This window comes from Actinoplanes rectilineatus, assembly GCF_000962825.1.
Classification (GTDB): domain Bacteria; phylum Actinomycetota; class Actinomycetes; order Mycobacteriales; family Micromonosporaceae; genus Actinoplanes; species Actinoplanes rectilineatus.
This window is the reverse complement of the sequence record NZ_JZKF01000040.1, coordinates 1-12,657: the sequence shown is the minus strand read 5'-3', so window position 1 is coordinate 12,657 and position 12,657 is coordinate 1. Positions and strand designations below refer to the sequence as shown.

Below are 12,657 nucleotides of genomic sequence, written 5' to 3'. Positions count from 1 at the left end.
ACTCTCAAAAGCTAGCAACTTCCAGTTTATGATCGAGGCAAGCCCGGCGCTCCCTTCCTCTCTCCGATCTTCACCTTGTACGGTGTCGGTTCGCCTTGGGGGAGGGAGAACCGGTGCCAGCTGGGGATTTGGAGATCGACGCACCCGCGTTGCGCAACGTCGGCAAAGACGTGACCGGCGCGGCCACCACGCTGCGTGATGCCGTGAAGGCCGCCGGCACCGACCTGAAACCCGGTCAGGGGACGGCGTCCACCGCCGGCGCCGCCGCGGCGGAGGCCGAAACGGCATGGCTCACCATGCTGCGCCGCATCACCGGCGAGGTCGACACCTTCGGCACCGGCCTGACCACGGCGGCGAACGACTACGAGGACGCCGACGAGACGAACGCCCAGGACCTGCGCAGCACGACCGGGGCCGGCCGATGAGCTCCCTGACGTTGCAGGATCTGCTCGACTTCGACGCGGCGCCCTGGCACACCACGGCCGAAGCGTGGAAGCGGCTCGCCCGGGACATCGACGACACCACGGACCAGCTGATCAGCGGCACCCGCGACCTGAGCACGGCCTGGCCCCGGGGCGACGGGTCCACCGAGGCGCTGGCGAAGGCCGCACGGCTGCGGGCCGAGGTGGACAACTCCCACCAGCCGGCCAAGAGCATGGCCGACGCCTTCGACCAGCACGCGTACGCCATGAAGAGCCTGCAATCGCAGGCCGACGGCATCATCGCGTCCGCGAAGCAGGCCGGCTACACCGTGAACACGGCCACCGGGGCCGTCACCGCACCCGACAACCCGATCGGCACCGTCGACAAGAGCGGCACGCTGAGCAGCGACCTGCACTCGGTGGTCGAATACGCGAAAGCCCAGGACGACGCGACCGCCACCACCATCAGGAACAACCTGCCGTCGGCCGGAACCGGATTCGGCTCCACCCCGCCCGGCACGATCAAGCGCGCCCAGGACCTGATCAACACGCTCAAGGATCCGGCGCACGATCCCACCAACGCCGAACTCGAAGAGCTGCGCAACCTGATCCAGCTGTACGGCAAGGACCGGGAATTCGCGTACACCCTGCTCAACAGCCTCGGGCCGGAAGGGCTGCTGCAGCTCAACGGCACGTTCGCCACCTACCAACTCGACCGCCCCGGCGACGACACCGGCGCCTTCCTGTTCGACCGCTACCAGGCCGACCTGGTCAAGGACCTGCAGAACGGCCTCGGGCAGATGCTGAGCACCGCGACCACGCGGACCGGCCACCCGTCCGGCCCCCGCGGCGAGGAGTACACGCCCGGCGAGTACGAGCTGTCCAACCAGTGGATCAGCGACCTGACAGCCGCCGGGCGCAGCCAGATGACCATCGGAAACCCGCTCAACCAGTTCCGGAGCACGGACGTCTACGGCTACCAGCTGCTCGGCCCGATGCTGCACAGCGGCGACTACGACGCCAAGTTCCTGTCCACCGTCGGCGGCGACATGATCGACTTCGAGATGCAGACCGGCGAGAACAGCGACATGTGGACCGCGTCCCGCAAGGACGACATCCGTCTCGACTGGACCCAGGGCCACGACGACAACACCACGCCGGCCGGGTACGACCCGGTGAACACCCTGATGGAGGCCCTGTCCCGCAACGGCGAGGGCACTCGGGACATGCTCACCGGCATCGTCGAGTACGCCCCCGACCACCCCGACGGCGACCGGGGCCGACTGCCCCGCCTCGACTATTTGCTGACCGACCGCGACTGGGACACCAGCCGGGACGTCCCCGGCGGGATGGCCTGGACGGTCGAGTCGATGAAGAACCAGGACGGCTACCAGAACGACGCCCTCGACAAGTTCGGCGAAGCACTCGAACACGCCACCACCGACCAGCCCGGCCCGGATTCCCGCCGCCTCGTCGAGTCGATCATCTTCGAACTCAACGTCGACGAGGAGGCCAGCGGCTACGAGAACGGCGAGAAGCCCGGCAACGGCAAGACCGAGGACTTCGCGGCCAAGGACCTGATCAAGCCACAGCTCCGCGACTCGATGGCCAACATCACGGCGGCGTACATCCGCGACGTGAACCTCAACCTCACCGCCGGGGACGTGGCGGTCCAGGGCGAGAACGTCGACGTCGACCGCACCCACCTGGTGCGTTTCCTGGCAGAGATCGGCAAGGATGAGGCGGCACACCACACCGTCACGACGGCCGAGACGGTCCACACCCTCAACTCCTACGACGAGATCCTCTCCGGACGGCGTGCTCCGGCCGACGACGTGAACGCGCAGATCCGCGCGATGGGCGTCGTCTCCAAGGACTACGGCAGCGTGGTGGGTGCTCTCGACTTCGGCGCGACGCAGGCGCACCATGTGACCAGCGCCCAGGCTGACGAGCAGTTCAACGGAGACGTCGAAGCCCGGTACCGGACCATCAGCTTCGTCACCGATCAGGTCGTCGGCAAACTGACCGAGAGGATCCCCGTGCCGGTCGCCGGAGACCTGATCGGCGAGTTCGTCGGTGACGTGGTGTCACAGGCCGAGGAACAGGCGAAGGTCGGCAACGCCGGCAACACCACCTACGAGGTCGCCGCGACTCTGGGCGCCGGCCGCTCCACCGCGGAAAGCCTCGCCCAGCAGGCGTATTACAACAGCGGCCAACTCAACCTGCCAAGCACCTTCAGCGAGGACGGCGAGCTGAAACGGGTGAGCGACTGGAGCAAGACCGACTATCGGCTCTGGCAGGAATACCTGCAGGCAGGCGGCCAAAGCAGCGCCGGCAGCGCCGCCAGCACCGCGGGATCCAGTTATCAGGAGGGCTACGAGTGGGCAAACGATCTCTTCACGCAGCAGCGGACCACCGAGTGAGGACGCTGACCGCCGTAATCACGGTGCTGACGACGGCTCTCGCCACGGCAGGCTGCACGAAAGAGGAGTCGCCCAAGCCACCGCCCGCGACCCCCTCGTCAGCTTCCACCGCGCCCTCTCTGACTTTCGAGGAGGCCTACCGGAAGCTGCCGATGGACGGGACCGCTGATCTCCCGATCACCTGGGATCTTTCGGGGGCACCGGACACCGACGAGGTCCTCGCCGCCCGCCGCAGCCTCGCCTACGAGTACTGGCTCAGCCAGGCGACCGATTGGGGCCCGATCGTCGCGCTCGGCAACTACTTCTACGGCGACAGCCATTACGACCGGTTCCTGGCGCCCTTCGCGACGACGACGAGCGACAATCCCTACGTGGGCCCGGTGTGGATCAGGGTCATGGGTGTCGAGCAGACCGGCACGGACCAGGCGACGGTCGTGTTCTGCACCGACGACGGCTACCTGCACGAATCCGAGGACACGGATTTCACGGTTCGCGACAAGCGGGCCAGCGTTCAGTCGTACACGATGACGAACGTCGCATCCGGCGACGGTGAACGTCACTGGCTCACCGAGAAGCGGAGTAATCCGGACACCGGCCGCGAGCCGAAGTACGGCGCGGAGTGCACGAAGTGGGCCAAACACAAGTCCTGACGGCAAGCCAGAAAGGTTTCCGGTGAGCACGTCGAAGGCACTGGCCACCACACTCGTCACCGCGACGGTTGCTCTCACCCTCGTGGGCTGCACCAGCGATGATCAGCCCACGCCCCCGGCGGTTACGAGCCCGGCCGCGCCGGCCCTGACGTTCGAGGAGGCGTACCAGCAGGTTCCGATGGACGGAACCGCGCGTCTCCCGATCACCTGGGACCTGGCCGGAGCGCCGGACTCCGACGAGGTCCTCGCCGCCCGGCGCAGCCTCGCGTACGAGTACTGGATCGGTCAGTCCACCAACTGGGCCCCGGTCATCGCCATCGGACGGTATTTCTACACCGACCGGTACTACGAGCAGTTCCTGGCGCCGTTCACGACGACCACGAGTAACAATCCGAGGACTGGGCCGGTCTGGAGCAAGGTCATGGGTGTCGAACAGAGCGGCACGGACCAGGCAACCGTCACGTTCTGCACCGACCTCGGCTACTGGCACGACACCAAGGACACCGATTTCACCGTCCGGGAGAAGCGGGGAACCGTCCAGTCCTACGTGATGGAGAACGTCGAGTCAGGCGACGGTGAACGTCACTGGCTCGCCGACCGCGTACTCGACCCCGACTCCGATCGCCAGGCTAAGTACAGCACCGCGTGCACGAAGTGGGCCAAACACGACAAACCCTGACGGGTAAGGCGGGCCGGGTGCATAGAGTGGTGCGACTGTGACACGATCTTGCGGATGAAGAAGGTGCTCGGCTGGATCCTGCTGTTCCTGCTCGTGTTCTGGATCGGCACGAACCCGGGGCCGGCCGCCGACGTGTTCCGCGGCATCTTCGACGGCATCGTGGGGATATTCAGCAACATCGGCACGTTCTTCACCGAGCTGTTCCGGCGCTGACATGCCGGTTCGGCTGCTCTGCGTCGGCCTGGCGACCGTCGACCTGATCCAGCGGGTGACGCGGCTGCCCGGCGCCGACGAGAAGGTCCAGTCTGACACCGTCGAGGTCGCCGCGGGCGGTCCGGCGGCCAACGCGGCGGTCACCGCGGCCGCGCTCGGCGCCGAGGTTACCCTGCTCAGCGCGGTCGGCGACCATCCCCTCGGCGCCCTGATCCGGTCCGATCTGGCGGCGCACGGCGTCACCCTGATCGATGCGGCGGCCGGTTCAGCGGAGCCGCCGCCGGTCTCCGCGGTCACGGTGCTGTCCGGGACCGGTCAGCGGTCGATCGTCAGCCGCAATGCCGGGGACCAGGCTTTCCGCGTACCGAATGACGATCTTCCGGACGCGGACCTGACGCTTGCCGACGGACATCATCCCCTGCTGGCGGTGGCCGCGGCGCGGAACGCGCGCCGCCTGCTGATCGACGCCGGCAGCTGGCGCCCGGTCTTCGCCGAACTCTTCCCGCTCGCCGAGGTCGTCGCCTGCTCGGCCGATTTCCGCCACCCTGAAGCCAGAGAAGCCAGGGAGGCCCCTGAAGCTACCGGCGGCACCGACGCCGCGACCGCGACCGCTATCGGCGCCCCGCACGTTCTGGTCACCCACGGACCGGCACCGGTGACCTGGTTCGACCGATCGGCGGGCACCTCGGGCGAGATCGTGGTGCCGCCCGTCACGGCGGTGGACACCTCGGGCGCGGGCGACGCCTTCCACGGCGCGCTCGCCGTCTTCCTCGCGCAGAACCATGAGGTCAGGACCGCTGCGGGGTACGCCGTGCGCACCGCCGGCGTCCGCGTCCGGCATGCCGGGCCGCGCGCCTGGCTGGCCGCGCTCCCCCGAGCCGCACGGCCCGCCCCGGGCTCGTCCTGACCACGACACGCACAAACGAGACGCCTTCGGCTGCCTCCCCGAAGGCGTCTCCGTGTGTGCGACACCCGTTGCCGCGAGTGACGCCACCCCAGTCTCTGCGCCCCGACCGCCGTTGGCAATTGCCAGCAGGAACTTGACAGTCTGCCGGTGCCGACAGTCGCGGCCGGTCCCCTCGCGGCCCTATCGTGGATCCACGACCTTGGAGGTGCCCGTGACACGCCGGACCAGCCCCGTGCTGCTCCGCCGCCAGTTGGGTGACGAGTTGCGCCGCCACCGGGAGGCCGCCGGCCTGAAAGCGGCGGACGTCGCCAGGGCCCTCGGCGTCAACCCGTCGGTGATGAGCCGCCTGGAGAACGGGCAGCGGCGGCCGATCCTGGTCTACATCGGCGCCCTCTGCGACCACTACCACCTCGGCCCGGCGGCCGCGGAGAGCCTGAAGAACCTGGCCCGCGCGGCGCACGAGGAGGGCTGGTGGTCGAAGTGGAACACCCCCTCGGACTACGTCGGGTTCGAGGCGGGCGCCACCACGATCCGCAACTACGAGCTGGCGCTGGTGCCCGGTCTGCTGCAGACCCGGGCGTACGCCCGGGCGCTGCTCGCCGACGTCGAACCCGGCCTGGGCCGCCGGGAGCTCGAGGAGGCGGTGGACTTCCGGATGATGCGGCAGCGGATCCTGTTCTCCGAGGACCCGGTCAGCCTGCACGTGGTGCTCGGCGAAGCCGTCCTCGCGGCCCGCGTCGGCGACGCCGCCACCTCCCGGGACCAGCTGATCCACCTGCGCGAATGCGCCGAACTGCCGAATGTGGTCCTGCAGATCCTGCCCGTCGTGGCGAGTGCCGCTTCGGCCCTCGTCGGGGGATTCTCGATATTAGAATTCGCAGACGATCTCATCAGCGATCGGGTCCACGCGGAGACGACACTCGGCGCCGTCTCCGAGAGCAAGACGGAGGACGTGAACCGCTGCCGGACCATTTTCGCCCATCTATCGGAGTCGGCGGCGGACGAGGCCGAGTCGCTGCAACTCGTCGATGCCGCTCTCCGTTCCCGAGAAAGCTAGACGATCACCCATGACTCGTGCGGACTTCAGCCGCGAAGAACTGACCTGGCGTGTCGCGACCAAGAGCGCCAGCCTCAACTGTGTCGAGATCGCCAAGGTGGACCAGGACACCATCGCCGTCCGGAACTCGCGGCGGCCCGACGGTGACATGGTCGTCTACACGACGGCCGAGTTCGACGCCTTCGTGGACGGTGTCAAGCGCGGGGAGTTCGACGACTTCCTGCGCTGACATCTTTGAAAAGAGGCCGGCGCCCCTGTGAAAGGGGCGCCGGCCTCTTTTGATCAGACCGTCTTCGCCAGCCGGTCGGCGAGCAGCTTGGCGAACCGGGCCGGGTCCTCCAGGTCGCCGCCCTCGGCCAGCAGCGCCGTGCCGTACAACAGCTCGGCGGTGTCCGGCAGTGACGCCTCGTCGGCGTTGCCCTCGTGCGCCGACCGCAGGCCGCTGACCAGCGGGTGGTTCGGGTTCAGCTCGAGGATCCGCTTGACCCGCGGGCCGTCCTGGCCCATCGCCCGGTACATCTTCTCCAGTGCCGGGGTGATGTCGTCGGCGTCGCTGACCAGGCAGGCCGCCGAGGTGGTCAGACGGTGCGACAGGCGCACCTCCTTGACCTGCTCGTCGAGCTTCTCCTTGAGGAAGCCGAGCAGCGGCGCGAAGTCACCCTCCGGCTCCTTCTCCGGCTCCGCGTCGTCCTTCTTCAGGTCGACCGAGCCGCGGGCGATCGAGCGCAGCTTCTTGCCGTCGAACTCAGGTACAGCGTCGACCCAGATCTCGTCGACCGGATCGGTGAGGATCAGCACCTCGTAGCCCTGCGCCTGGAACGCCTCCATGTGCGGCGAGTTCTCCACCTGCGAGCGGGTCTCCCCGGTCAGGTAGTAGATCTCGTCCTGGCCGTCCTTCATCCGCTCCACGTAGGCGGCGAGCGTCGTCGGCTCGGTGCCGGCGGTCGAGGAGAACGACGAGATCTCCAGGATCGGCTTGTGGTTGTCCGGCTCGCTGAGCAGGCCCTCCTTGACGGCCCGGCCGAACTCGCGCCAGAACGTCGCGTACTTCTCCGGGTTGCTGCTCATCAGGTCCTTGATGGTGGACAGGACCTTCTTGACCAGGCGGCGCCGGATCATCTGGATGTGCCGGTCCTGCTGCAGGATCTCCCGGGAGATGTTCAGCGACAGGTCGGCCGCGTCCACGACACCCTTGACGAAGCGCAGGTAGTCGGGGATCAACTCCTTGCTGTCGTCCATGATGAAGACGCGCTTGACGTACAGCTGGAGGCCGCGGCGGGCGTCCCGCTGGAACAGGTCGTGCGGGGCCCGCGACGGGATGAAGAGCAGGGCCTCGTATTCGAAGGTGCCCTCCGCCTTCATGTTGATGATCTCGAGCGGGTCCGACCAGTCGTGGCTGATGTGCCGGTAGAACTGGTGGTACTCCTCCTCGGTCACCTCGCTGCGCGGACGCGCCCAGAGCGCCTTCTGCGAGTTCAGCGTCTCCTCACCCTTGCGGATCGGGAAGGAGATGAAGTCCGAGTACCGCTTGACGATCTCCCGGATCTTCCAGTCCTCGGCGTAGTCGAAGAGCGCGTCGTCCTCGTCCTTCGGCCGCAGGTGCAGCGTGATCGTGGTGCCGACCGGGGCGTCCTCGGCATCCTCGATGGTGTAGGTGCCCCCGCCGTCCGACTCCCAGCGCGTGCCGTGGCCCTCGGTGCCCGCCTTGTGGGTCACCAGCGTGACCTTGTCGGCGACCATGAACGTCGAGTAGAAGCCGACGCCGAACTGGCCGATCAGCTCCGGGCTCTCCTTGGCCTCCTTGAGCTTGGACAGCAGCTCCGCGGTGCCGGATTTGGCGATCGTGCCGATCAGGTCGATGACCTCGTCACGGTTCATGCCGATGCCGTTGTCGCGCACCGTCAGGGTTCGCGCCTCGGGATCCGCCTCGATCTCGATGTGCAGGTCGGAGATGTCCGCCTCGAGGCCGTCCTGCAGCTTCGCCAGGCGCAGCTTGTCCAGGGCGTCGGACGCGTTCGAGATCAGCTCGCGCAGGAAGATGTCCTTGTTCGAGTAGATCGAATGGACCATCAGCTGCAGCAGCTGGCGCGCCTCGGCCTGGAACTCCAACGTCTCCATCATCACCCGTTTCCGTCATGTCCGGTGGTCGCCCCGATGGTATGACGTCCGCCCGGGCCATCCGCCCCAGAGGCCGTTCACTCATCCTCCACCTGCGGTTTCACACGGGTGACACGGAGAAAACGGAAATCCCGGCGCCCGGTCAGACGTAGGACGAGCGCGGCCGGGCGGCCGAATACCCGCAGGGCCCTACCCGGATCATACGGATCGATGCGGTCGATCTCGTGGGTGGTGCCCCGGTGCACGACCTGACAGCGCCCACCGGCCGCCACCACGTTGCGATGCCAGTCCGCGGACGGCCCGTAGGTCAGCTCCGCCAGGAACCCACCATCGAGCGCGATCAGCCACAACGGCGTCTCGTAGGACTTCCCACTACGCCGCCCCACGTGCCTGACCAGTGAAAACGGCCCTCTCCCCCGGTTGATCAGGCGAAGGACGGCCGGGTTCAGAGTCCGGTTCAGCAGCCCGAACCACAGATTCACGGTCAAGAGCTTAAAACCGCTGTCGCAGCGGGGTGGTGGGTGCCGACCGTCGCTCCCGCCGAGGGCGCGGCCCGGTGTCGCTGACGCTCCCCGGCCCGCGCGGCCCGCGTGAGTGGTCACGCCCCTTCCCCTATCAGCCCCGTGTCGCGCAGCCCGGGCCGGCGGCCACCCCGTTCACGATGCTGTACCGCGAGATGTCCCCGCTGACCAGGCCTTTCAGGTCGTCGACCGAGGTCGGCTCGACGTCGTTGAGCACGAGGTACCCGAGGATCGCCGTGTCCACGGTCCGGCACGTCGCCTGGTCCGCGACAACCTGCGCCTTGGCGGTCAACTCCTCGGGTTTCAACGCAACGTAACCAGCTCCTGTTGCACTCACAGTGATCGTGGCAGCCATGACACTCTCCAACAAACGCACTCCAGCAGGCTAGCGATGGTCACCAGGCGTAGCCAACCATCCTTTCGGCCAGCTTCATTTACGCTGAGTGACATTGGCACGGAGGCGAATGAATCGGCGTGACCCTTTACGCGCCCCCGGCGGGCTCGGTACGTTGATTACTCGGAGCAACGGTCTGATCACGCTGGAGGACCCCATGCGTCGCGCCGCTCTCGTACTCGCCCTGACCCTCGCCGGCCTCTGGATCGCCACCCCCGCCCAGGCCTTCGCGCACAACCGGGTGCACAACCCGGCACTGCACGCCGTGCTGGACGGACTGACGCTCCTGATCGTCACCTCACCGGTGTGGACCGCCATGCTGTGGAGCGGCGGCCGCCGCCGGCTGCTCGCCGCGCTCATCGCCGTGGTGCAGATCCCGGTCGCGGTGATCGCCTTCGTGCCGATCATCGACCCGGCCCTGCACCTGGCTCTCTTCGCCGTCGCGCTCACCCTGACCGGCGTGTCCCTGCGCGTGGTCCGCAACCAGGCCCGGGCCGCCGCCGCGGTCCCCGCCGAGGCCCGCCACTGACCGACGTGTGGCGGCCGCTGCCCGCCGCGCCCGCACCGAGTCCCGGTGGCCCCCGGCCGCCGGGACACCGCGTCTCCCGCCCCCGGACAAGTCCGCGCGTCTGTCCCCAGACAGCCGCGCGTCTGCCTTCGGACTGCCCCGCGCGCCTGTCTTCGGACGGCCCGCGCGAGGCCGAACCGAGCATTCTCTCAGGCAGCAGGTCATCCGATGTGATGTCCATTTAACGTGGCTGTCAGTGAGGCTCGCCACAATGATCCTGTGGTGACCGAGACGATGATGCCCGTCAACGGCATCGAACTGTGCACGGAGACCTTCGGCGAAGCTACCGATCCCGCCCTGCTCCTCCTGGCCGGCGAAGCCAGCTCGATGGACTGGTGGGACGACGAGTTCTGCCGCCGCCTCGCGGCCGGCGGACGTTTCGTCATCCGCTACGACCACCGGGACACCGGACGTTCCACTTCGTTCCCGGCCGGGCCGGCCTACTCCGGCATCGACCTGATGAACGACGCGCTGGGCGTACTCGACGCCCTGCACATCCGGGCCGCCCACCTGGTCGGCCTCTCCCTGGGCGGGGCCCTGGCCCAGCGCATGGCCGTCGAGCACCCCACCCGGGTGCTCACCCTGTCCTTGATAGCGACCACGGCCGGGCCGGCCGCCGCAGCCGCCCCCGACGACGGCCCGGTCTCCGACGGCGCCGTCTCCTCCGACGGCGACGCCGACCTCGCTCCACCGGTCCGCACCGGCACCATTCGTGTCGCCACCCGAACCGCGACCGCCACCGACCTCGAGGTCGACTGGTCCGACCGCCGTTCCGCGGTGACCCAGCTGATCGCCGAGATCCGGGCCGGCGGCGGCCCGTTCACCCCCGACGAGCCCTACCTGCGCCGCCTGGCCGAACGCGTCTTCGACCGTTCCACCGACCTGTCCGCCGCCCGCACCAACCACCGTCTGGCCGGCCACTGCCTACCGGTCCGCGACCGCCTGGGCACCATCACCGCCCCGACCGTCGTCCTGCACGGCACCCTGGATCGCAGATTCCCCGCGCAACACCCCGAGGAGTTGGCCCGCGCCATCCCCGGCGCCCGCCTGGTCTGGCTGGACGGCGTGGGCCACGAGGTCCCCCCGCAGGCCCTGTGGAACACCGTCCTGACCGAGATCCTGGGAACCGCCCCCTGACCCGGCCGTCAGCACCGCCCTCCGGAACCCGGCTGGTCATGCGCCACCTCTGAGTCCGGTCGTCAGCACCGCCCGCTGAGCCCGGTCGCCACCACCTGCTGAGCCCGGCCGTCAGCACCGCCCGCTGAGCCGACCCGAAGGGCGCTGGCATGCGGGTGCCAGGATCAGTCGATGCGCCGACGGTCCGGACTACTGCTGGGTGTGCCCCTCGCGGCACTCCTCACCCTCGTGTTGCTGTTTCCGAGCCTGGTTCCCAACAGCGTCGGCCGGCTCGGCAGCCTGGTCGAGGCCTTCCGCCCGTGGCTGGCCCTGGGAGTCCTCCCGCTGCTGCTGCTCGCCTGGTGGGGCCGTTCCCGCCCCGCGCTCCTGGCCGCCCTGCTCCCCCTGGCAGCCTGGCTGGGGATCTTCGCCCCCTACCTGACGCCGTCAGACCCTGCCGGCAGCGGCACTGCCCTGACCGTCGTACAGCACAACGTCAGCGACGAGAACCCCGATCCGGCCGGCACCGCACAGCAGCTGGCCGCCACTGGCGCGGACCTGATCGGGCTGGAGGAGATGGTCCCGGAAGCCCTGCCCGCCTATGCGGCGGTCTTCGCCAGGAATTATCCGTTCTCCACGGTCCAGGGCACGGTCGCCCTCTGGTCCCGATTCCCTCTGACCGAGGCCCGCCTGCTGGACATCCGCCCGTCCGGTGTGGGCCCCGACTGGAACCGTGGCCTGCGCGCCGTCGCCCGAACCCCGCACGGCGACATCGCCGTCTACGTCGCGCACCTCCCCTCGGTACGCATCGGCCTCACCGGCTTCGCCTCCCAGCGCCGCGACGAGAGCGCCCACCGCCTGGGCCAGGCCCTGGCAGCGGAACCCCTGGACCAGATCATCCTGTTAGGCGACCTGAACAGCACCCTGGACGACCGCGGCCTGTCCCCGGTCACCGACCACGTAGGCGTGACAGCCCGCGACTTCGCCTTCAGCTGGCCCGGTGCCCTCCCCGTGGCCCGCATCGACCAGGTGATGGCCCGTTCCCTGTCCGTCTCGCGCGTGTGGTCCCTCCCGCCCACCGGTAGTGACCACCGCCCCGTAGCCGCCACCCTGACCCTGCCCTGAACAGCCGACGAACCGCCGCATCACGATCCCGACCAGGGGCTTCGTCACGGCCACCAACGTGCCCGCCGAACAACGCCTCCGGTCACCCCGCGCGTCGGCGCAGTCCAGCCACTCCCGGCCTCAGCAGGCCCCGCCAAGATCAACATAAGCCGAGCGGAATCAGTGCCCACCCGGCCGCTGTCGATCGTGGCAACGGCTCGTGGCGGCCACGAGTTGCCGAGAAGCGCTGACGTGCGAGGCGGCCGAAGACGCCGCCCGGCTGACGCGATGACAGCCGACACGAAGCTCCTGGTCAGAGTCACGATCAACTGAGACTGAACGGCATTGCGGAACGCCCCGCCGTCGACCACGGCTCAACCGGAGATCCACAACAACCACAGACGACGGCCGAACAAGACCAGCCGCCCACCACGGCTCAACCAGAAACCCACAACAACCACAGACGACGGCCGAACAAGACCAGC

14 protein-coding genes are annotated in these 12,657 nt (G+C 68.5%); 11 read left to right on the top strand and 3 right to left on the bottom strand.

Annotated elements, in window-relative coordinates:
* Positions 1-113: 113 nt before the first annotated feature.
* From WH85_RS26755 to WH85_RS26725, 8 genes are all read left to right on the top strand, one after another.
* A complete protein-coding gene (locus WH85_RS26755) occupies positions 114-425 on the top strand; it encodes a type VII secretion target (protein ID WP_063775546.1) in 312 nt (103 codons plus the stop codon).
* Positions 422-2,845, top strand: a complete 2,424-nt coding sequence (locus WH85_RS47430) for a DUF6571 family protein (protein WP_052720810.1) — start codon at positions 422-424, stop codon at positions 2,843-2,845. Before WH85_RS26755 ends, WH85_RS47430 begins: the two co-directional genes overlap by 4 nt.
* 152 nt (positions 2,846-2,997) lie before the next feature.
* Positions 2,998-3,495: a hypothetical protein gene (locus WH85_RS26745; RefSeq protein WP_083449290.1), complete on the top strand. Its 498-nt coding sequence runs from the start codon at positions 2,998-3,000 to the stop codon at positions 3,493-3,495.
* 22 nt (positions 3,496-3,517) lie between these two features.
* Entirely contained in the window at positions 3,518-4,174 is a 657-nt protein-coding gene (locus WH85_RS26740; protein WP_045744775.1) for a hypothetical protein, read from the top strand.
* Positions 4,175-4,228: 54 nt separating this feature from the next.
* The gene (locus WH85_RS51710; RefSeq protein ID WP_169792489.1) at positions 4,229-4,387 is read left to right on the top strand and encodes a hypothetical protein; all 159 of its coding nucleotides are present in this window, start codon (positions 4,229-4,231) and stop codon (positions 4,385-4,387) included.
* Position 4,388: 1 nt separating this feature from the next.
* Positions 4,389-5,294, top strand: a complete 906-nt coding sequence (locus WH85_RS26735) for a PfkB family carbohydrate kinase (protein WP_045744774.1) — start codon at positions 4,389-4,391, stop codon at positions 5,292-5,294.
* Positions 5,295-5,505: 211 nt separating this feature from the next.
* On the top strand, positions 5,506-6,351 hold the full coding sequence (locus WH85_RS26730) for a helix-turn-helix domain-containing protein (protein ID WP_045744773.1): 846 nt from the start codon (positions 5,506-5,508) through the stop codon (positions 6,349-6,351).
* 10 nt (positions 6,352-6,361) lie between these two features.
* A complete protein-coding gene (locus WH85_RS26725; protein ID WP_045744772.1) occupies positions 6,362-6,580 on the top strand; it encodes a DUF397 domain-containing protein in 219 nt (72 codons plus the stop codon).
* A gap of 53 nt (positions 6,581-6,633) precedes the next feature.
* Here WH85_RS26725 and htpG read toward each other — a convergent pair whose 3' ends face one another.
* From htpG to WH85_RS26710, 3 genes are all read right to left on the bottom strand, one after another.
* Positions 6,634-8,475, bottom strand: coding sequence for a molecular chaperone HtpG (htpG, locus tag WH85_RS26720; protein ID WP_211275447.1), 1,842 nt, complete (start codon positions 8,473-8,475; stop codon positions 6,634-6,636).
* Between the two features lie 71 nt (positions 8,476-8,546).
* Complete coding sequence (locus WH85_RS26715; protein WP_052720808.1) at positions 8,547-8,951, bottom strand: PNPOx family protein; 405 nt, start codon at positions 8,949-8,951, stop codon at positions 8,547-8,549.
* A 133-nt stretch (positions 8,952-9,084) separates the two neighbouring features.
* Positions 9,085-9,297 carry a hypothetical protein gene (locus tag WH85_RS26710; RefSeq protein WP_245674110.1) on the bottom strand — a complete coding sequence of 71 codons (213 nt, stop codon included), beginning with the start codon at positions 9,295-9,297 and terminating at the stop codon, positions 9,085-9,087.
* A 244-nt stretch (positions 9,298-9,541) separates the two neighbouring features.
* On the opposite strand from WH85_RS26710, the gene WH85_RS26705 reads away from it, so the two are divergent.
* From WH85_RS26705 to WH85_RS26695, 3 genes are all read left to right on the top strand, one after another.
* A complete protein-coding gene (locus WH85_RS26705; protein WP_045744770.1) occupies positions 9,542-9,913 on the top strand; it encodes a hypothetical protein in 372 nt (123 codons plus the stop codon).
* A 261-nt stretch (positions 9,914-10,174) separates the two neighbouring features.
* The gene (locus WH85_RS26700; RefSeq protein WP_245674109.1) at positions 10,175-11,089 is read left to right on the top strand and encodes an alpha/beta fold hydrolase; all 915 of its coding nucleotides are present in this window, start codon (positions 10,175-10,177) and stop codon (positions 11,087-11,089) included.
* Positions 11,090-11,260: 171 nt separating this feature from the next.
* Positions 11,261-12,193 (top strand): endonuclease/exonuclease/phosphatase family protein, encoded by a 933-nt coding sequence (locus WH85_RS26695; RefSeq protein ID WP_045744769.1) that lies wholly within the window; start codon positions 11,261-11,263, stop codon positions 12,191-12,193.
* Positions 12,194-12,657 lie beyond the last annotated feature (464 nt).

Coding starts and splice junctions, on each gene's coding strand:
- WH85_RS47430 (WP_052720810.1), top strand. CDS start 422: ATGAGCTCCCTGACGTTGCAGGATCTGCTCGACTTCGACGCGGCGCCC.
- WH85_RS26745 (WP_083449290.1), top strand. CDS start 2,998: ATGGACGGGACCGCTGATCTCCCGATCACCTGGGATCTTTCGGGGGCA.
- WH85_RS51710 (WP_169792489.1), top strand. CDS start 4,229: ATGAAGAAGGTGCTCGGCTGGATCCTGCTGTTCCTGCTCGTGTTCTGG.
- WH85_RS26735 (WP_045744774.1), top strand. CDS start 4,389: ATGCCGGTTCGGCTGCTCTGCGTCGGCCTGGCGACCGTCGACCTGATC.
- WH85_RS26725 (WP_045744772.1), top strand. CDS start 6,362: ATGACTCGTGCGGACTTCAGCCGCGAAGAACTGACCTGGCGTGTCGCG.
- WH85_RS26705 (WP_045744770.1), top strand. CDS start 9,542: ATGCGTCGCGCCGCTCTCGTACTCGCCCTGACCCTCGCCGGCCTCTGG.
- WH85_RS26695 (WP_045744769.1), top strand. CDS start 11,261: ATGCGCCGACGGTCCGGACTACTGCTGGGTGTGCCCCTCGCGGCACTC.